This window comes from Bacillus sp. FSL H8-0534 (genome assembly GCF_038005885.1).
GTDB lineage: Bacteria > Bacillota > Bacilli > Bacillales > Bacillaceae_G > Bacillus_A > Bacillus_A pseudomycoides.
In genome coordinates this window covers 2,356,164-2,375,516 of sequence record NZ_JBBOUC010000001.1, presented here as the reverse complement: position 1 = coordinate 2,375,516, position 19,353 = coordinate 2,356,164, and the positions used below count along the sequence as shown (strand labels likewise).

Genomic DNA, 19,353 nt, shown 5'->3' with positions numbered 1-19,353 from the left:
TATAACAAAATCTGGATATCTTTCATTAATTAAATGTAAAAAAATTCTAAATTTATTCTTAAGTAGCGAGTGAATAGGGTTTTGTAAGGAAGAGCTAGAGAGTTGGCTGGGTATTTTAGCCTTTTAAAATTCTGTTGAAGTCAGGAGGAAGAAAATCCATTTAAATATGAAATAAAGAGGCGAAATTATTAAGTGGAAAACTTTTTTAGTTTTTTTAAAAAAACACTTGTGATTTAAAAATAAGGATGGTATATTAATAAACGTCGCTGATGCGGAACACGCAGAAAGTGAAAAAAAGAAATTAAAAAACTTAGTTGACATCGAAAAATGAAGATGCTAACATAAGGAAGTCGCCAATCGGCGATGGACAAGTTCTTTGAAAACTGAACGAAACAAACAACGTGAAACGTCAATTTTTATTTTAGATGCTAGACAAACTAACTTTATTGGAGAGTTTGATCCTGGCTCAGGATGAACGCTGGCGGCGTGCCTAATACATGCAAGTCGAGCGAATGGATTAAGAGCTTGCTCTTATGAAGTTAGCGGCGGACGGGTGAGTAACACGTGGGTAACCTGCCCATAAGACTGGGATAACTCCGGGAAACCGGGGCTAATACCGGATAACATTTTGCACCGCATGGTGCGAAATTCAAAGGCGGCTTCGGCTGTCACTTATGGATGGACCCGCGTCGCATTAGCTAGTTGGTGAGGTAACGGCTCACCAAGGCAACGATGCGTAGCCGACCTGAGAGGGTGATCGGCCACACTGGGACTGAGACACGGCCCAGACTCCTACGGGAGGCAGCAGTAGGGAATCTTCCGCAATGGACGAAAGTCTGACGGAGCAACGCCGCGTGAGTGATGAAGGCTTTCGGGTCGTAAAACTCTGTTGTTAGGGAAGAACAAGTGCTAGTTGAATAAGCTGGCACCTTGACGGTACCTAACCAGAAAGCCACGGCTAACTACGTGCCAGCAGCCGCGGTAATACGTAGGTGGCAAGCGTTATCCGGAATTATTGGGCGTAAAGCGCGCGCAGGTGGTTTCTTAAGTCTGATGTGAAAGCCCACGGCTCAACCGTGGAGGGTCATTGGAAACTGGGAGACTTGAGTGCAGAAGAGGAAAGTGGAATTCCATGTGTAGCGGTGAAATGCGTAGAGATATGGAGGAACACCAGTGGCGAAGGCGACTTTCTGGTCTGTAACTGACACTGAGGCGCGAAAGCGTGGGGAGCAAACAGGATTAGATACCCTGGTAGTCCACGCCGTAAACGATGAGTGCTAAGTGTTAGAGGGTTTCCGCCCTTTAGTGCTGAAGTTAACGCATTAAGCACTCCGCCTGGGGAGTACGGCCGCAAGGCTGAAACTCAAAGGAATTGACGGGGGCCCGCACAAGCGGTGGAGCATGTGGTTTAATTCGAAGCAACGCGAAGAACCTTACCAGGTCTTGACATCCTCTGACAACCCTAGAGATAGGGCTTCCCCTTCGGGGGCAGAGTGACAGGTGGTGCATGGTTGTCGTCAGCTCGTGTCGTGAGATGTTGGGTTAAGTCCCGCAACGAGCGCAACCCTTGATCTTAGTTGCCATCATTAAGTTGGGCACTCTAAGGTGACTGCCGGTGACAAACCGGAGGAAGGTGGGGATGACGTCAAATCATCATGCCCCTTATGACCTGGGCTACACACGTGCTACAATGGACGGTACAAAGAGCTGCAAGACCGCGAGGTGGAGCTAATCTCATAAAACCGTTCTCAGTTCGGATTGTAGGCTGCAACTCGCCTACATGAAGCTGGAATCGCTAGTAATCGCGGATCAGCATGCCGCGGTGAATACGTTCCCGGGCCTTGTACACACCGCCCGTCACACCACGAGAGTTTGTAACACCCGAAGTCGGTGGGGTAACCTTTTTGGAGCCAGCCGCCTAAGGTGGGACAGATGATTGGGGTGAAGTCGTAACAAGGTAGCCGTATCGGAAGGTGCGGCTGGATCACCTCCTTTCTATGGAGAATTGATGAACGCTGTTCATCAATATAAGTTTCCGTGTTTCGTTTTGTTCAGTTTTGAGAGAACTATCTCTCAGAAATAAATGTATGTTCTTTGAAAACTAGATAACAGTGTAGCTCATATTTTTTAATTTTAGTTTGGTTAAGTTAGAAAGGGCGCACGGTGGATGCCTTGACACTAGGAGTCGATGAAGGACGGGACTAACGCCGATATGCTTCGGGGAGCTGTAAGTAAGCTTTGATCCGAAGATTTCCGAATGGGGAAACCCACCATACGTAATGGTATGGTATCCTTACCTGAATACATAGGGTAAGGAAGACAGACCCAGGGAACTGAAACATCTAAGTACCTGGAGGAAGAGAAAGCAAATGCGATTTCCTGAGTAGCGGCGAGCGAAACGGAATCTAGCCCAAACCAAGAGGCTTGCCTCTTGGGGTTGTAGGACATTCTATACGGAGTTACAAAGGAACGAGGTAGACGAAGCAGCCTGGAAAGGCTCGTCACAGAGGGTAACAACCCCGTAGTCGAAACTTCGTTCTCTCTTGAATGTATCCTGAGTACGGCGGAACACGTGAAATTCCGTCGGAATCTGGGAGGACCATCTCCCAAGGCTAAATACTACCTAGTGATCGATAGTGAACCAGTACCGTGAGGGAAAGGTGAAAAGCACCCCGGAAGGGGAGTGAAAGAGATCCTGAAACCGTGTGCCTACAAATAGTCAGAGCCCGTTAATGGGTGATGGCGTGCCTTTTGTAGAATGAACCGGCGAGTTACGATCCCGTGCGAGGTTAAGCTGAAGAGGCGGAGCCGTAGCGAAAGCGAGTCTGAATAGGGCGTTTAGTACGTGGTCGTAGACCCGAAACCAGGTGATCTACCCATGTCCAGGGTGAAGTTCAGGTAACACTGAATGGAGGCCCGAACCCACGCACGTTGAAAAGTGCGGGGATGAGGTGTGGGTAGCGGAGAAATTCCAATCGAACCTGGAGATAGCTGGTTCTCCCCGAAATAGCTTTAGGGCTAGCCTTAAGTGTAAGAGTCTTGGAGGTAGAGCACTGATTGAACTAGGGGTCCTCATCGGATTACCGAATTCAGTCAAACTCCGAATGCCAATGACTTATCCTTAGGAGTCAGACTGCGAGTGATAAGATCCGTAGTCAAGAGGGAAACAGCCCAGATCGCCAGCTAAGGTCCCAAAGTGTGTATTAAGTGGAAAAGGATGTGGAGTTGCTTAGACAACTAGGATGTTGGCTTAGAAGCAGCCACCATTTAAAGAGTGCGTAATAGCTCACTAGTCGAGTGACTCTGCGCCGAAAATGTACCGGGGCTAAATACACCACCGAAGCTGCGAATTGATACCTATGGTATCAGTGGTAGGGGAGCGTTCTAAGGGCAGTGAAGTCAGACCGTAAGGACTGGTGGAGCGCTTAGAAGTGAGAATGCCGGTATGAGTAGCGAAAGACGGGTGAGAATCCCGTCCACCGAATGCCTAAGGTTTCCTGAGGAAGGCTCGTCCGCTCAGGGTTAGTCAGGACCTAAGCCGAGGCCGACAGGCGTAGGCGATGGACAACAGGTTGATATTCCTGTACCACCTCTTTATCGTTTGAGCAATGGAGGGACGCAGAAGGATAGAAGAAGCGTGCGATTGGTTGTGCACGTCCAAGCAGTTAGGCTGATAAGTAGGCAAATCCGCTTATCGTGAAGGCTGAGCTGTGATGGGGAAGCTCCTTATGGAGCGAAGTCTTTGATTCCCCGCTGCCAAGAAAAGCTTCTAGCGAGATAAAAGGTGCCTGTACCGCAAACCGACACAGGTAGGCGAGGAGAGAATCCTAAGGTGTGCGAGAGAACTCTGGTTAAGGAACTCGGCAAAATGACCCCGTAACTTCGGGAGAAGGGGTGCTTTCTTAACGGAAAGCCGCAGTGAATAGGCCCAAGCGACTGTTTAGCAAAAACACAGGTCTCTGCGAAGCCGTAAGGCGAAGTATAGGGGCTGACACCTGCCCGGTGCTGGAAGGTTAAGGAGAGGGGTTAGCGTAAGCGAAGCTCTGAACTGAAGCCCCAGTAAACGGCGGCCGTAACTATAACGGTCCTAAGGTAGCGAAATTCCTTGTCGGGTAAGTTCCGACCCGCACGAAAGGTGTAACGATTTGGGCACTGTCTCAACCAGAGACTCGGTGAAATTATAGTACCTGTGAAGATGCAGGTTACCCGCGACAGGACGGAAAGACCCCGTGGAGCTTTACTGTAGCCTGATATTGAATTTTGGTACAGTTTGTACAGGATAGGCGGGAGCCTTTGAAGCCGGAGCGCTAGCTTCGGTGGAGGCGCTGGTGGGATACCGCCCTGACTGTATTGAAATTCTAACCTACGGGTCTTATCGACCCGGGAGACAGTGTCAGGTGGGCAGTTTGACTGGGGCGGTCGCCTCCTAAAGTGTAACGGAGGCGCCCAAAGGTTCCCTCAGAATGGTTGGAAATCATTCGTAGAGTGCAAAGGCATAAGGGAGCTTGACTGCGAGACCTACAAGTCGAGCAGGGACGAAAGTCGGGCTTAGTGATCCGGTGGTTCCGCATGGAAGGGCCATCGCTCAACGGATAAAAGCTACCCCGGGGATAACAGGCTTATCTCCCCCAAGAGTCCACATCGACGGGGAGGTTTGGCACCTCGATGTCGGCTCATCGCATCCTGGGGCTGTAGTCGGTCCCAAGGGTTGGGCTGTTCGCCCATTAAAGCGGTACGCGAGCTGGGTTCAGAACGTCGTGAGACAGTTCGGTCCCTATCCGTCGTGGGCGTAGGAAATTTGAGAGGAGCTGTCCTTAGTACGAGAGGACCGGGATGGACGCACCGCTGGTGTACCAGTTGTTCTGCCAAGGGCATAGCTGGGTAGCTATGTGCGGAAGGGATAAGTGCTGAAAGCATCTAAGCATGAAGCCCCCCTCAAGATGAGATTTCCCATAGCGTAAGCTAGTAAGATCCCTGAAAGATGATCAGGTTGATAGGTTCGAGGTGGAAGCATGGTGACATGTGGAGCTGACGAATACTAATAGATCGAGGACTTAACCATATAATATGAAGCAAATGTTATCTAGTTTTGAGAGAACATAAAAAAACTTATTGACTTTTTTAATCAATTAAGTATAATAGTGTTTGTCTCAAGTGAATATAGTCTGGTAATGATGGCAGAGAGGTCACACCCGTTCCCATACCGAACACGGAAGTTAAGCTCTCTAGCGCCGATGGTAGTTGGGGCCTTGCCCCTGTGAGAGTAGGACGTTGCCAGGCAAATGGAGGATTAGCTCAGCTGGGAGAGCACCTGCCTTACAAGCAGGGGGTCGGCGGTTCGATCCCGTCATCCTCCACCATATAATGTCGGAGGGGTAGCGAAGTGGCTAAACGCGGCGGACTGTAAATCCGCTCCTTCGGGTTCGGCAGTTCGAATCTGCCCCCCTCCACCATTCTTAATTAATGGGCTATAGCCAAGCGGTAAGGCAACGGACTTTGACTCCGTCATGCGCTGGTTCGAATCCAGCTAGCCCAGCCATTAAGAGCCATTAGCTCAGTTGGTAGAGCATCTGACTTTTAATCAGAGGGTCGAAGGTTCGAGTCCTTCATGGCTCACCATTCTTTAAAAAAATATGCGGGTGTGGCGGAATTGGCAGACGCACCAGACTTAGGATCTGGCGCCTTTGGCGTGGGGGTTCGACTCCCTTCACCCGCACTTTTAATAAAATATCTCATACATGTCTTGCGGAAGTAGTTCAGTGGTAGAATACAACCTTGCCAAGGTTGGGGTCGCGGGTTCGAATCCCGTCTTCCGCTCCAATTTTCAATATGACATGCCGGGGTGGCGGAACAGGCAGACGCACAGGACTTAAAATCCTGCGGTGGGTGACCACCGTGCGGGTTCGACCCCCGCCCTCGGCACCATATGCGCCCGTAGCTCAATTGGATAGAGCGTTTGACTACGGATCAAAAGGTTAGGGGTTCGAGTCCTCTCGGGCGCGCTTTTATTAACGGGAAGTGGCTCAGCTTGGTAGAGCACCTGGTTTGGGACCAGGGGGTCGCAGGTTCAAATCCTGTCTTCCCGATATTTTTAAAACATGGGGCCTTAGCTCAGCTGGGAGAGCGCCTGCCTTGCACGCAGGAGGTCAGCGGTTCGATCCCGCTAGGCTCCACTTTGGTTATTTATTGGAGGTATACCCAAGTCTGGCTGAAGGGATCGGTCTTGAAAACCGACAGGCGGCGAGAGTCGCGCGGGGGTTCGAATCCCTCTACCTCCTCCATTTTATAATAATTAAAATGGAATGATTGGATAGTTAATAAAAACTATTAGATGTACAAAGATAACTAAAAGATATAATTAATATTTATTTCATGGAGGTATACCCAAGTTCGGCTGAAGGGATCGGTCTTGAAAACCGACAGGCGGCGAGAGTCGCGCGGGGGTTCGAATCCCTCTACCTCCTCCATTTTTTAAAATAATATAATACCGTCGCGGGGTGGAGCAGTTCGGTAGCTCGTCGGGCTCATAACCCGAAGGTCGCAGGTTCAAATCCTGTCCCCGCAACCAAATGGTCCCGTGGTGTAGTGGTTAACATGCCTGCCTGTCACGCAGGAGATCGCCGGTTCGACCCCGGTCGGGACCGCCATTTATATAAAGGCTCGGTAGCTCAGTCGGTAGAGCAGAGGACTGAAAATCCTCGTGTCGGCGGTTCGATTCCGTCCCGAGCCATATTTTTTTTTGACAAGCCGGCTTAGCTCAATTGGTAGAGCAACTGACTTGTAATCAGTAGGTTGGGGGTTCAAGTCCTCTAGCCGGCACCACTTAGGGGCATAGTTTAAAGGTAGAACAGAGGTCTCCAAAACCTCCAGTGTGGGTTCGATTCCTACTGCCCCTGTAAGAAATATGGGCCTATAGCTCAGCTGGTTAGAGCGCACGCCTGATAAGCGTGAGGTCGATGGTTCGAGTCCATTTAGGCCCACCATATTCCGCAGTAGCTCAGTGGTAGAGCTATCGGCTGTTAACCGATCGGTCGTAGGTTCGAGTCCTACCTGCGGAGCCATGGCCCGTTGGTCAAGCGGTTAAGACACCGCCCTTTCACGGCGGTAACACGGGTTCGAATCCCGTACGGGTCATAAAAAAGAGTCAGCAATTAGCTGGCTCTTTTTTTCTTATGAAAAATATAATGTGAAGTTACGTTCTTTTCTAATATACGATATCGTCAATCCAAAATCCCTCTATTTATTATGAAATAAATAGAGGGATTTTGGAAAAACTATAGTATGTATAAAAAGGAGGGAATAGAGCTACATGACAACAGTTAGAGAATTTATGAGTACCGATATTGTGCAATGTACACCGCTAGATAATGTATATGAAGCTGCTGTGAAAATGAAAGAAGAGGCCATTGGGATGATTCCAATTGTAGAGAATAATCAAGTGGTTGGTCTTGTCACAGATCGTGATTTAGTTGTTCGTGGAATTGCTGAGAAACATCCTGGGTCTAATAAAATTACAAATGTCATGACAACAGAAATTGTTTCCGTATCTCCTGATGACCCTATTGAAAATGCTACAGAGTTAATGGCACAGCATCAAATCAGGAGACTACCTGTAGTTGAGAATGGAGAGCTTGTTGGGATGTTAGCGCTAGGTGATTTAGCAATAGCAGAGAAAGCTGATGATCAAGCTGGATTTGCTTTAAGTGAGATTTCCGAGCATACAGAATAACGAATAGATGCAGATTATTTTCAGGCTACAACATACAGTGTATTTAGGTGCTAGAGAATAGGTAAGAGTGGATACGTTTTATTCCGCATTAACGGGCAGTAAGCCCCCCACCTCAAGGTTCAGAGTGAAGCAAGGAAGATAGGTGAGGGATAACTGCCTGTAAAAGCCCGATTGGTGAGGACTTTCCATCAGTGGTGGATGAAGAAAATCCCTACTGATGGAAGTTTCACTTTATTAATACTGCAAGCAAAATTATATTGTTATTAAAACGTATCCAAAATGTTAGGCATAGATGTATATAAGGTGTAAAGATGCTTAACTAAGTATATATGAAGAATAATATATGCTAATTTCATTTGAAATTTTGGTTAAAAATTCCTATTGCTAATTTTTGTTATGTTAAAAATGATATAATAATAAATATAAGTTTTATAATTTATTTTGAATATATTAATATTTATAATATTATGTTTATCTACTAAGCTATCAAAGATTTTATATATAAATAGAAATGGAGGGGAAATGACATGAGGGATGTACAAAGTAATCCAAATTGGAATTTGGTTACAGATGTTTATGTAGAACCAAATAATTTTGCGGATTTATTTTCTTTACTTGTACCAAATCATCCAAAAGGCGAAGGAAAAGAACGGACAATTTTAGCTTGGAAAGAAAAAGAATTTTATAAACAAGAAAACTTGGCTCCGTTTATTTTATATGGAATGAATAAGGTGCAGGACTTGCCGCAGTTCCATAAGGATGAAATACCAACTTTAATTCGTATTGTTCGTTTATGCCAGAAAATCGGTTGGTATAAGGAAGCGTATACATTTATGGTGAATCAAAGATTAGATGAATTTGTACATACATCTATGGAATATGAAACGTGGGATATTTTAACTCAAGTTGTGGCTTGGAACTACTTAATTGTAAAATATCGAATTGGTAAATTGGAAAATGATGATGTAATGATATGGGAAAGAATTAAATTTAATACAGAGTGTATTGAAAAATGTGAGAAGCTATTATCTCATAAGGAAGTAATGGAACTTACATTCTTTTATATTTGCAAACAGGCAAAATTATTGTCCAAAGAACAATTAGATCAAGAGATGATGAACTTAGCAATATACTGCAATACATACGTTTATGACTTATACATATATGACTTATTAAAAAAATATCGTAAGTGTACGGATTTTTTAACATATTATGGACCAAGTCGTTCTGTTGTTGCATGTCAAAGGGCTGTAATTTCTCAAATTTCTGATCGCCTTAATCCATTAAAAACCACGCATGTGGATGATTATCTTTATGTAATGAAAGAAATGATGGAGCACATGTCGTTTGAATTTATGAATCGATATGAGCATTTCATTGGAAAACTATTATCATATGTACCATTTTTTGAAATGATTCAAGTTCCGCAACATGCATATTATTGTGAAGAGTTGATGTATGTTTGTAAAGGAATTGAACATAAGGAAGAACTTTTGCGGAATTATATATTTATACAATTACATGATTGTTTACCGTCATTTATCAAACAATTTCTAAAGAATAAACGTTATGCAACGATTCATGATATTTTATTTTACTGGTGTGATGATGAACAACGAGTGGGATTAGAGAAGAAATATAATTTAAGTTTTATTTATGAACGATATGCGTGTGGGTAAAGAAAAGTTTTGTGCTTTCCCTTGTTCACTCTCTATAATGTATAAATAAAAAAAGGTCTCACACTTCAAGTGAGACCTTTTTTTATTTAGTCGTAAATGAGAAGTAGACATACGTCCATTTTAAGCTTCTTGTTGTTTCTTACGGTGATCAGGAATGTAAATATATTGGGAAATAATGAGTAGTACCCCTATAAAAAATACAGGGAATATAGCAGCCAGGTGAAAACCACTATAAATAATATTTGTTATTAAACCGCCGATAATAACAAATGCAGTATATATATGAGAAATGTGTTTCTTTAGTCGGATTTTGAATGCTTCCATCAAAGATTCGATAGTAACAAATAAGATAACGATACTCAAAAAAACAATGTTAGTATTGTAAATTACTAAACAACAAATTAAACCGAGAAAAGCCAAATACTCAATTATTAAGGCAATATTACGTGGCATATAATATTACCGAACTAAATACTGCAGTGGATTTACTGCGTTTGTTTTTTCAAAATTCCATTCACCATTATGTAATTTAAAATGGAGGTGCTGCCCAAATGAATGGCCTGTATTTCCCATATGTCCTAACAATTCCCCAATCTGAACTTGATCACCAACATTTACAATATAACTGTTTTTCCGTTTAGTAGATGTAGAAATATTTGTATTTTTTACGGAGTTAGCATTATTCCTTGCTTTTATTTTATTATTCGAATATAATATTTTTAGATTCGGTTTTATATATTTAGTGTCTTGTGTAGGCAATTCTTGAGCTGCTATAGTACGTGTATCTACTTGAGTTATGGATGGAAGTAGAGATGCGACTGCGACAGTAGTTGCCGTTAAAGCTGTAGCTTTCTGTTTCATCTAATATTAGCCCCCCATAGATGTGTTAATACATTCCCTATTATAGTATAAAGATATAATATTTTGTGCATTATTCATATAACTGTAATATGAAATGAGAAAAATAACAATTTTTTAATGGAATCGAAATATATTAAAAGAATAACAGATTAATAATCATTATAATATGGATTAAAGATAATTGATATTTTCTGAATAGATATATAAATCTAAATTGAAAAACTGACAGAAAAGCTTTCTTTTTAGGAGGGAGAGAGCATCCGACCTTGCATAGAAGCGGTTAGATCCTTTTCCTACCCCGTACTAAGTTAAACAAAAAGAGAAAATGAGTACAGGTCACCTTTTATTCTTCATAGCCGCGACTTATATGTTGGAAAATCAAAATGGATATATATATTTATTTTTCATATTTTATATAAGTAGAACTTTGATGTAAAGAATTCTTACTTTGTATTGGATTCATGGCTCGTAAATAGGATTGGGATAAGTTAAAACAGTTGCTGATGATGGATGACAGTGTTATACTGACTATGGTAATTTCATATTGTGCTAGGAGAGTTGGTGTTGCCAGCTGAGAGTAAGGCCGAGAGTCTTTGATCCTTTATTACCTGATCTAGATTATGCTAGCGTAGGGAAGCAATTCGGACATTAACAGTAAGTCCCTGTTTCTTTGCGTAAAGAAACAGGGCTTTTTTATTTGACAATTTTATAGTAGAAACCACTAGGGGTGCTTTATGTGCTGAGAGAGGAATAATCCTTAACCCTTACAGACCTGATCTAGATTATGCTAGCGTAGGGAAGTGGAGCAACGAATAAATGTATTTTTATTTGATGTAACCACTTCTTATAGAGGAGTGGTTTTTTATTTGAATAAATTGATATAAAGGAAGGGGAAATATAAATGAAGTTTTGTGAGAGATTATTTGAGACAGTACAGCCTGTTTGGGAAAAAAGTCATAATCACCCATTTGTAACTGGGATGGGGGACGGTACATTAGAAAAGGATAAATTCCAATATTACATCATACAAGATTATTTATATTTACTAGATTATGCAAAATTATATGCAATTGGAGTTGTGAAAGCGACTAATCCGCAAGTTATGGCAAAATTTGCAGAACAAATAGACGGCATTTTAAATGGAGAAATGACGATCCATAAACAGTATGCAAAACGCCTTGGTATTTCTGTACAAGAGATGGAAGAGGCAAAACCATCTGCTAAAAATTTAGCGTATACAAACTATATGATGTCAGTATCTCAAAATGGTACGCTTGCAGAGTTAATTGCGGCTCTGCTTCCATGTATGTGGAGCTACTGGGAAATTGGAAAGCGTTTAAATGATATTCCAGGAGCAAGGGATCATGAGTTCTTTGGGGAGTGGATTCAAGGATATAGCTCAGAAGAGTATGGAAAACTTTGCATTTGGCTAATGGATTTATTAAATGAACTAGCTGAAGGAAAGTCTGAACAAGAGTTAGACAAATTAGAAGAGGTTTTCTTATATTCTAGCCGCTTTGAGTATTTATTCTGGGATATGGCGTATCGTAAGGAGATGTGGGGTTTTGAGGAGCAAGAGCATACTACAGTTTCATAATGTTTCCTTTCATTATGATGAAAAGCCAATTATAAAGGGTCTGGATGCTTTCGTGCAAGAAAAAGAGTTTGTTAGCATCATTGGACCGAGTGGCTGTGGCAAAAGTACATTGTTTCGTTTAATTACAGGATTAGAAGAACCGACGGCTGGAACGATTCAACTTACAGAAACCTCGAGTCATCCTGTAGGATATATGCCACAAAAAGATATGCTTCTGCCATGGAGAACAATTATTGAAAATGCAGCACTGCCGTTAGAGTGCCAGGGGATAAAGAAAAAAGAAGCACATGTAAAGGCAAAAGACCTGTTAGAACAATTTGGTTTACAAGGATACGAGAACAAATATCCGAAAGATTTATCAGGTGGTATGCGGCAGCGAGTGTCCTTTATTCGAACTTTATTAACAGGCGGGGACATTTTATTGTTAGATGAGCCGTTTAGCGCATTAGATGCATTAACGAAAGCAACGTTGCAAGAATGGTTGTTTGAGCAATGGAAACAGTGGCAAAAAACCATTTTATTTATTACACACGATGTAGAAGAAGCACTTTTTCTTTCTAATCGGATTTTAATAGTGACAGAGCAGCCTATAACAACTTTAACGGAGCGTGTTGTACCACTTGGAACGGAGCGCTCAAGAAAAGATTTGCATAAGCCTGAGATACTAGGGCTAAAAGATGAGTTACTCGGTATGCTGCAAAGGCAGGTGCTCGTATGAAACGTGTGACAGAGCTACTACCTGCACTGATTTTAAGTAGCATACTGCTCATAGCTTGGGAAGTGGAGGCTAGAATTGTAGATGAGATGTATATTTTGCCATCTCCTACTGCAATTCTAGCTAAAATGTGGGCACTGCGTGACATATTACTTACAGTTCATTTGCCAGCAACCTTATATGTAGTCTTAATCGGTGTAGTTATTTCTATTGTACTTGGTGTTGGACTGGCGATGTCTATGAATGCGAGTAAATGGATAGAAAGAGCTTTTTATCCGTTACTAGTTGCTTCACAAACGATTCCAATTACTGCTTTAGCACCATTATTTGTTTTATGGTTTGGCTATTCAATTTGGAGCAAAGTCGTTGTGACAGTTTTGATTACCTTTTTCCCCATTGCGGTAAATACGTATGATGGATTGCGCAGCACGAAAAAGGAATGGGAGGAGCTTTTAGTGACATATGGTGCAACGAAAAAAGATATTTTTCTAAAGTTAAAGTTGCCATCTGCACTTCCGTACTTTTTCTCTGCTTTAAAAATTGCTGTTCCACTTAGTGTCATTGGAGCAGCAATTGGTGAGTGGCTTGGTGCACAAGCTGGTTTAGGATACTTTAGTAAACGAATGATGACACAGTTAGACGGAGCTGGTGTGTTTGCACCGATTGTGCTTCTATCATTACTAGCTATTTTATTTGTATTATTTGTTTCTATATTAGAAAAGAAATTCATTAGTTGGAGGAAACATTCATGAAATTATTCAAACGCATCTTTGTGTTTACATTATTAGTTGCAATGATTGCAGGATGTTCTAGCAATTCATCATCAGAAAAGAAAAAGGCTGAAAAAGAAGTAACAGTTATGCTCGACTGGTATCCAAATGCGGTGCATAGTTTTATCTATGCAGCGATTGAAAAAGGATACTTTAAAGAAGAAGGAGTAAAGGTGAATATTAAATTCCCTTCTAATCCAACCGATCCATTAACATTAGCGGCAGCGGGGAAAGTAACAGTTGGTTTATATTATCAACCAGACGTTGTCATTGCAAAAGCAAATGAACAAATTCCAGTGAAATCAATCGGAGCTGTGGTCCGTTCACCATTAAATCACGTCGTATCATTAAAATCAGCGGGAATCAATTCACCAAAAGATTTAGAAGGAAAGACAGTTGGTTATTCCGGAACACCTTTAAGTGAAGCGTATTTAAAAACGATGGTAAAAGAAGCTGGTGGTAATCCTGATACTGTAAAAGTAGTAGATGTTGGATTTGATTTAGTACCAGCATTAATTACGAAAAAAGTAGATGCTGTCACAGGTGCTTATATTAACCATGAAGTTCCTGTTATGCGTCATGAAGGCCATGAACCAGCGTACTTCAACCCAGCTGACTATGGTGTACCAAATTATCATGAACTTGTTTTTGTAACAGGTGATAAAACGTTGAAAAAAGATAAAGAAGCGTTGCAAGCCTTTTTACGAGGTGCGAAAAAAGGATATGAATTTATGAAAAAGAATCCAGACGAAGCACTGGGTATTTTATTAAATCATCAAGAAAAGGAAAATTTCCCACTTGTTCCAGAAGTTGAAAAAGAAAGTATGAAAATTTTGTTAGAGAAAATGGAAACGAAAGATGAGCCATTTTTATCAGATACGAAAGAGTCATGGGAAAAACAAAATAAATGGTTGAAAGAAAAAGGCATGACAAAAGAGAGTGTTCCTGCCAATGAATTATTCGAAAATATTTTAAAGTAGGCGAGTGAATATGAAAGATGAGCTCCACGTTATCTCAAATGGCCAGATGGCATTCGAAGAGTTAGCGAATGTAGCGATGCAAATTGAGAGTGAGATTGATTATTTGCATATTCGTGAGCGAGAGAAAAGTACGAAAGAGTTATATGAAGGTGTGGAAGGTCTCCTAAAAGGAGGCTTTCCGGCATCTAAGCTTGTGATTAATGATCGAATCGATATTGCAATTCTATTAAATATTTCTCGCGTACAATTGGGGTATCGAAGTGCTGATGTCAGGTCTGTAAAGGAAAAGTTTTCTTATTTGCATGTTGGTTATTCTGTGCATTCTTTAGAAGAAGCGATAGTAGCGTTCAAAAATGGAGCAGATTCACTTGTTTATGGTCATGTATTTCCAACGAGTTGTAAGAAAGATGTTCCGGCAAGAGGGTTGGAAGAGATTTCAGATATAGCAAGGCGATTAACGATACCGATTACAGCTATTGGAGGGATAACACCTAAAAATATAGGAGAGGTTCTTAGAGCTGGCGTGAGTGGTATTGCTGTTATGTCTGGGATTGTAAGTGATAGTAATCCGTATAAGCAGGCAAGGTTGTACAAGGAGACAATAAGAAAGTGGGCGAAAAATCATGAGTAAGAAGTATGATGTAGCCATTATTGGCGGCGGTGTGATTGGGAGTTCAGTTGCACATTTTCTAGCGGAAAGAGGATACCAAGTTGCAATTGTTGAGAAACAAAGGATTGCGTCTGAAGCTTCTAAAGCAGCGGCAGGTTTACTTGGTGTACAGGCGGAGTGGGATGCGTACGATCCACTATTTGAGCTTGCTAGAAAAAGCCGTGCAATATTTCCACAACTTGCAGCAGCTTTACGTGAAAAAACGGGTATTGATATTGGATATGAAGAAAAAGGTATATATCGTATAGCCCAAAATGAAGATGAGAAGACAAGAATACTAGATATTATGGACTGGCAACAGAAAACAGGTGAAGAATCATATTTTCTGACAGGAGATGAGCTTTATGAAAAAGAGCCATTCCTCTCTTCATCGATCATTGGGGCTGTATATTATCCAAAAGATGGTCATGTTATTGCACCGGAACTTACAAAGGCATTTGCACACTCTGCGGCCATTTCTGGTGCTGATATATATGAACAAACAGAAGTATTTGATATCAAAATAGAAGACAACCGAGTAGTAGGAATTGTTACGAATGAAGGTATGATTACATGTGAAAAGGTAGTAATTGCTGGTGGTTCGTGGAGTACAAAACTACTTCATCATTTTCATAGTGATTGGGGTACATATCCTGTAAAAGGAGAAGTTGTTGCCGTAAAGAGCTGTAAACCATTGCTGCAATCTCCTATTTTCCAAGAGCGGTTTTATATCGCGCCAAAACGTGGTGGACGCTATGTAATTGGAGCAACGATGAAGCCTCACACGTTTACTAAGTCTGTACAACCAGAAAGTATTACTTCGATATTAGAACGTGCTTATACAATCTTGCCGGCTTTGAAAGAAGCTGAATGGGAAAGTACGTGGGCGGGATTACGCCCGCAATCTAATCACGAGGTTCCTTATATGGGGGCACACGAGGAAATAAAAGGATTATATGCTTGTACCGGTCATTACAGAAACGGTATTTTATTAAGTCCCGTTTCTGGTCAATATATGGCAGATTTAATAGAAGGAAAGCAAGGGAATTATTTGCTAGATTCATTGGTTTCTAAATCAATTTATCCTGCATGAACTGGCAGTAAACGCCTGATTGATGGGGGATAAAGAGAACACATGTTGATTAAAGTTTCACTTTATATAAATGTATTTTGATTTTTTAACATGTAAGTCAATGTGACAAAGAATAAAAGCTGAACTACACTCGTTTTTTTTCTTTGTTTTTACTTGGCATGGGGCAGGAAAAGGATCTGACCGCTTCTATGCATGGTCGGATGCTCTCTCCCACCTAACAAGAAAGGTTTATATAGAAAGGGGATGGAAGTTTGAATTTGAAAATTAATGGTAAGCAAGTAGAGGTACCTGGGAGTGTTAAGACAGTAGCAGAATTGCTTACACATTTAGGATTGGATACAAAAATTGTTGTGGTGGAACGTAACCAAGATATTTTGCAAAAAGAAGACCATCGAGATATATCTGTTTTTGATGGAGACCAAATTGAGATTGTAACTTTCGTAGGAGGCGGTTGATTATGTTGAACATTGGACCATTTACATTTCATTCTAGACTTTTATTAGGAACAGGGAAATTTTCTGATTTTGATGTACAAAGAAAAGCAATTGAAGTATCAGAGGCAGAAATTTTAACATTTGCAGTACGTCGTATGGATATATTTGATGCAGACCAACCCAATTTATTAGAAAAAATTGATGTAAAAAAATATACATTACTCCCAAATACAGCAGGGGCAAAAAATGCTGAAGAAGCAGTTCGTATTGCGAAATTAGCAAAAGCTTCAGGGCTTTGTGACATGGTAAAAGTAGAGGTTATTGGTGATGACAGAACGTTATTACCTGATCCAGTGGAGACTTTAAAAGCCTCTGAAATGTTGTTAGAAGAAGGATTTATTGTTCTTCCTTATACATCTGATGATGTTGTATTAGCACGTAAATTACAGGAACTTGGTGTTCATGCGATTATGCCTGGTGCATCACCAATTGGCTCAGGACTTGGAATTGTAAATCCATTAAACTTAAGCTTTATTATTGAACAAGCAAAAGTACCGGTAATTGTGGATGCAGGTGTTGGTAGCCCAGCTGATGCAGCATTTGCGATGGAATTAGGAGCGGATGGTGTGCTATTAAATACAGCTGTATCTGGAGCGAAGGATCCTATTAAAATGGCAGAAGCAATGAAATTAGGTATTCATGCAGGACGTTTAGGATTTGAAGCAGGACGTATTGCACGTAAGCGTTGCGCGACAGCAAGTAGCCCGTTAGAAGGAATGAGCGTAGTTGAATAATCGATATTCTCGCCAAGAGTTATTTTCTCCAATTGGTGAAAAAGGGCAGCAAAAAATAGGCGAAAAGCATGTGTTAATCATTGGTGCTGGGGCACTTGGTAGCGCGAATGCGGAGATGCTTGTAAGAGCTGGCGTCGGCCATGTGACGATTGTGGATCGCGATTATATTGATTGGAGCAATTTACAACGTCAGCAGCTATATTGTGAGGAGGATGTAGAAAGTAATCTTCCGAAGGCTGTAGCAGCACAAAGACGTTTGCAAGCGATTAATAGCAATGTAATTGTAGAAGCATATGTTCAAGATGTGACAGCAGAGGAATTAGAAGAGCTTGTTACAAATGTCGATGTAATGATTGATGCGACTGATAATTTTGAAACACGTTTTATCGTTAATGATATATCACAAAAACATTCAATTCCGTGGGTTTATGGGGCGTGTGTAGGAAGTTACGGCCTTTCTTATACGATTTTACCAGGAAAAACGCCATGTTTATCTTGTTTATTACAATCTATTCCGCTTGGCGGAGCAACATGTGATACAGCAGGTATTATTTCACCTGCTGTATCTCTCGTTGTTTCTCATCAAGTAACGGAAACGATTAAAATTTTAGTAGAGGATTATGAAGCACTTCGTGATGGACTTGTGTCGTTTGATGTATGGAAAAACGAATATTCATGTATGAATGTGCAAAAGCTTCGAAAGCCGAATTGTCCATCATGTGGTGGGGAAGCACTCTACCCATATTTAAGTAAAGAGAATACATCGAAAACTGCAGTTTTATGTGGAAGAAATACAGTTCAAATTAGACCTCCTTATAAAGAACAATTAGATTTTAAACGATATAAAGAGCTGCTGCGCGATCGCGTAGCAGATTTAATGGTAAATCCCTATTTATTATCATTTTCAGTTGAAGGAAAGCGACTAGTTGCCTTTCAAGATGGACGCGTACTTGTGCATGGAACAAAAGATATAGTAGAAGCAAAAACGATTTATCATCGCTATTTTGGATAGAAAAGGATGAGTGAGATGAAAGTGAATAAAGCTTTAACAATTGCTGGATCAGATAGCGGCGGTGGTGCAGGTATTCAAGCAGATTTAAAAACATTTCAAGAGCTTGGTGTATATGGAATGACAGCTATTACAGCTATTACAGCTCAAAACACACTTGGTGTGCAAGGAGTATATCCTGTTACACTTGAAGGGGTTCAGGAGCAATTAAATTCAATTGGTGCTGATTTAACACCAGATGCTGTTAAGCTTGGCATGCTATTTAGTAGTGAAATTATTAAGGTCGTTGCAGAAAATATTAAAAAGTTTGGCTGGAATAATATTGTACTAGATCCTGTTATGATTGCAAAAGGTGGAGCATCATTGTTACAACAAGAAGCTGTGCAAGCATTAAAGGAATATTTATTACCAATTGCAACAGTTGTGACTCCGAATGTACCGGAAGCAGAAGTATTAACAGAGATGGAGATTCATAACATCCAAGATAGTAAAGAAGCTGCAAAAGAGTTGCATAGATTAGGAGCCAAGTACGTTCTTATGAAAGGTGGACATGCGGATTATCAAGGAAATGAAGTTATTGATTTCTTATTTGATGGTGAACAATTTATTGAGTATAGAAGTGAAAGAATTGATTCAAAACAAACGCATGGTAGCGGTTGTACATTTGCATCTGCTGTAACGGCAGGACTTGCAAATGGGTATCCAATCGAAGAAGCGGTTCGAGAAGCGAAAAAGTTTATTAGCATAGCAATTGAACAGCAATTGAATATTGGAAGTGGTCATGGGCCAACGAACCATTTTGCATATAAAGTGAAACTTTAATCAGTGGAGAGCTTCATCCCCCACTGATTATTAGCCTTCACCAATCGGGCTTTTACAGGCAGTTGATTCCCCATCTAGTAGCTTTTGCTTTCGCTGCATTTTTGGGGATCTTACTGCCTGTTAATGCGGGGCAAACGTCAAGAAACCCGTGCATAAATATTCAAGTTTTGATGGGGAAGTCAGTTTTATAACTGGCTTTTTTTATTGTTTACTTTTTCCAT

The 19,353-nt window shown here is 41.3% G+C and carries 14 protein-coding genes, 20 tRNA genes, 3 rRNA genes and 2 riboswitches; of the genes, 35 read left to right on the top strand and 2 right to left on the bottom strand.

Annotation, left to right across the window (positions count from 1 at the left end; all coding sequences use genetic code 11):
• Positions 1-443 precede the first annotated feature (443 nt).
• From MHH71_RS12295 to MHH71_RS12175, 25 genes are all read left to right on the top strand, one after another.
• Positions 444-1,995 (top strand): 16S ribosomal RNA (locus MHH71_RS12295).
• Positions 1,996-2,140: 145 nt separating this feature from the next.
• Positions 2,141-5,062, top strand: a 23S ribosomal RNA gene (locus MHH71_RS12290).
• A gap of 102 nt (positions 5,063-5,164) precedes the next feature.
• Positions 5,165-5,280: ribosomal RNA gene (gene rrf, locus MHH71_RS12285) — 5S ribosomal RNA — on the top strand.
• Together the 16S, 23S and 5S rRNA genes with 20 tRNA genes alongside form the textbook arrangement of a ribosomal RNA operon.
• A gap of 4 nt (positions 5,281-5,284) precedes the next feature.
• Positions 5,285-5,360, top strand: a tRNA-Val gene (locus tag MHH71_RS12280).
• Positions 5,361-5,369: 9 nt separating this feature from the next.
• Positions 5,370-5,453 (top strand) — tRNA-Tyr (locus tag MHH71_RS12275).
• Between the two features lie 11 nt (positions 5,454-5,464).
• Positions 5,465-5,539: transfer RNA gene (locus MHH71_RS12270), tRNA-Gln, on the top strand.
• A gap of 4 nt (positions 5,540-5,543) precedes the next feature.
• Positions 5,544-5,619: transfer RNA gene (locus MHH71_RS12265), tRNA-Lys, on the top strand.
• A 16-nt stretch (positions 5,620-5,635) separates the two neighbouring features.
• Positions 5,636-5,716, top strand: a tRNA-Leu gene (locus tag MHH71_RS12260).
• A 29-nt stretch (positions 5,717-5,745) separates the two neighbouring features.
• A tRNA-Gly gene (locus MHH71_RS12255) sits at positions 5,746-5,820 on the top strand.
• A 16-nt stretch (positions 5,821-5,836) separates the two neighbouring features.
• Positions 5,837-5,925 (top strand) — tRNA-Leu (locus tag MHH71_RS12250).
• A gap of 3 nt (positions 5,926-5,928) precedes the next feature.
• A tRNA-Arg gene (locus tag MHH71_RS12245) sits at positions 5,929-6,002 on the top strand.
• 10 nt (positions 6,003-6,012) lie between these two features.
• Positions 6,013-6,086 (top strand) — tRNA-Pro (locus MHH71_RS12240).
• A 14-nt stretch (positions 6,087-6,100) separates the two neighbouring features.
• A tRNA-Ala gene (locus MHH71_RS12235) sits at positions 6,101-6,173 on the top strand.
• A 15-nt stretch (positions 6,174-6,188) separates the two neighbouring features.
• Positions 6,189-6,281 (top strand) — tRNA-Ser (locus MHH71_RS12230).
• Positions 6,282-6,374: 93 nt separating this feature from the next.
• Positions 6,375-6,467, top strand: a tRNA-Ser gene (locus MHH71_RS12225).
• A 24-nt stretch (positions 6,468-6,491) separates the two neighbouring features.
• Positions 6,492-6,568, top strand: a tRNA-Met gene (locus MHH71_RS12220).
• 3 nt (positions 6,569-6,571) lie between these two features.
• A tRNA-Asp gene (locus MHH71_RS12215) sits at positions 6,572-6,647 on the top strand.
• A 10-nt stretch (positions 6,648-6,657) separates the two neighbouring features.
• A tRNA-Phe gene (locus tag MHH71_RS12210) sits at positions 6,658-6,730 on the top strand.
• Positions 6,731-6,746: 16 nt separating this feature from the next.
• Positions 6,747-6,822: transfer RNA gene (locus MHH71_RS12205), tRNA-Thr, on the top strand.
• Between the two features lie 3 nt (positions 6,823-6,825).
• Positions 6,826-6,896 (top strand) — tRNA-Trp (locus MHH71_RS12200).
• Positions 6,897-6,906: 10 nt separating this feature from the next.
• Positions 6,907-6,983, top strand: a tRNA-Ile gene (locus MHH71_RS12195).
• Between the two features lie 3 nt (positions 6,984-6,986).
• Positions 6,987-7,061 (top strand) — tRNA-Asn (locus MHH71_RS12190).
• Position 7,062: 1 nt separating this feature from the next.
• A tRNA-Glu gene (locus MHH71_RS12185) sits at positions 7,063-7,134 on the top strand.
• A 175-nt stretch (positions 7,135-7,309) separates the two neighbouring features.
• Complete coding sequence (locus MHH71_RS12180; protein ID WP_006093581.1) at positions 7,310-7,729, top strand: CBS domain-containing protein; 420 nt, start codon at positions 7,310-7,312, stop codon at positions 7,727-7,729.
• Positions 7,730-8,256: 527 nt separating this feature from the next.
• Positions 8,257-9,408, top strand: a complete 1,152-nt coding sequence (locus MHH71_RS12175; protein ID WP_006093582.1) for a DUF3965 domain-containing protein — start codon at positions 8,257-8,259, stop codon at positions 9,406-9,408.
• A gap of 120 nt (positions 9,409-9,528) precedes the next feature.
• On the opposite strand, the gene MHH71_RS12170 is transcribed toward MHH71_RS12175, so the two are convergent.
• Positions 9,529-9,861, bottom strand: a complete 333-nt coding sequence (locus MHH71_RS12170) for a hypothetical protein (RefSeq protein ID WP_018766918.1) — start codon at positions 9,859-9,861, stop codon at positions 9,529-9,531.
• 6 nt (positions 9,862-9,867) lie between these two features.
• Positions 9,868-10,269, bottom strand: coding sequence for a M23 family metallopeptidase (locus MHH71_RS12165; protein WP_006093583.1), 402 nt, complete (start codon positions 10,267-10,269; stop codon positions 9,868-9,870).
• Positions 10,270-10,810: 541 nt separating this feature from the next.
• Positions 10,811-10,921: riboswitch (TPP riboswitch) on the top strand.
• A 61-nt stretch (positions 10,922-10,982) separates the two neighbouring features.
• Positions 10,983-11,085: riboswitch (TPP riboswitch) on the top strand.
• Between the two features lie 85 nt (positions 11,086-11,170).
• On the opposite strand from MHH71_RS12165, the gene tenA reads away from it, so the two are divergent.
• From tenA to thiD, 10 genes are all read left to right on the top strand, one after another.
• On the top strand, positions 11,171-11,866 hold the full coding sequence (gene tenA, locus MHH71_RS12160) for a thiaminase II (RefSeq protein WP_006093584.1): 696 nt from the start codon (positions 11,171-11,173) through the stop codon (positions 11,864-11,866).
• Complete coding sequence (locus MHH71_RS12155) at positions 11,835-12,584, top strand: ABC transporter ATP-binding protein (protein WP_018782384.1); 750 nt, start codon at positions 11,835-11,837, stop codon at positions 12,582-12,584. The genes tenA and MHH71_RS12155 overlap by 32 nt, the downstream gene beginning before the upstream one ends.
• A complete protein-coding gene (locus tag MHH71_RS12150; RefSeq protein ID WP_033798633.1) occupies positions 12,581-13,333 on the top strand; it encodes an ABC transporter permease in 753 nt (250 codons plus the stop codon). The genes MHH71_RS12155 and MHH71_RS12150 overlap by 4 nt, the downstream gene beginning before the upstream one ends.
• A complete protein-coding gene (locus MHH71_RS12145; protein ID WP_033795897.1) occupies positions 13,330-14,331 on the top strand; it encodes an ABC transporter substrate-binding protein in 1,002 nt (333 codons plus the stop codon). The genes MHH71_RS12150 and MHH71_RS12145 overlap by 4 nt, the downstream gene beginning before the upstream one ends.
• Positions 14,332-14,341: 10 nt before the next feature.
• Complete coding sequence (tenI, locus tag MHH71_RS12140) at positions 14,342-14,962, top strand: thiazole tautomerase TenI (RefSeq protein WP_018782381.1); 621 nt, start codon at positions 14,342-14,344, stop codon at positions 14,960-14,962.
• Positions 14,955-16,073, top strand: a complete 1,119-nt coding sequence (gene thiO, locus MHH71_RS12135; protein WP_018782380.1) for a glycine oxidase ThiO — start codon at positions 14,955-14,957, stop codon at positions 16,071-16,073. The genes tenI and thiO overlap by 8 nt, the downstream gene beginning before the upstream one ends.
• 251 nt (positions 16,074-16,324) lie before the next feature.
• Positions 16,325-16,528: a sulfur carrier protein ThiS gene (gene thiS / locus MHH71_RS12130; RefSeq protein WP_006093590.1), complete on the top strand. Its 204-nt coding sequence runs from the start codon at positions 16,325-16,327 to the stop codon at positions 16,526-16,528.
• A gap of 2 nt (positions 16,529-16,530) precedes the next feature.
• On the top strand, positions 16,531-17,301 hold the full coding sequence (gene thiG, locus MHH71_RS12125; protein ID WP_003195314.1) for a thiazole synthase: 771 nt from the start codon (positions 16,531-16,533) through the stop codon (positions 17,299-17,301).
• Positions 17,294-18,313, top strand: coding sequence for a thiazole biosynthesis adenylyltransferase ThiF (locus MHH71_RS12120; RefSeq protein ID WP_018782379.1), 1,020 nt, complete (start codon positions 17,294-17,296; stop codon positions 18,311-18,313). Before thiG ends, MHH71_RS12120 begins: the two co-directional genes overlap by 8 nt.
• A 6-nt stretch (positions 18,314-18,319) precedes the next feature.
• Complete coding sequence (thiD, locus tag MHH71_RS12115; protein ID WP_006093592.1) at positions 18,320-19,132, top strand: bifunctional hydroxymethylpyrimidine kinase/phosphomethylpyrimidine kinase; 813 nt, start codon at positions 18,320-18,322, stop codon at positions 19,130-19,132.
• Positions 19,133-19,353 lie beyond the last annotated feature (221 nt).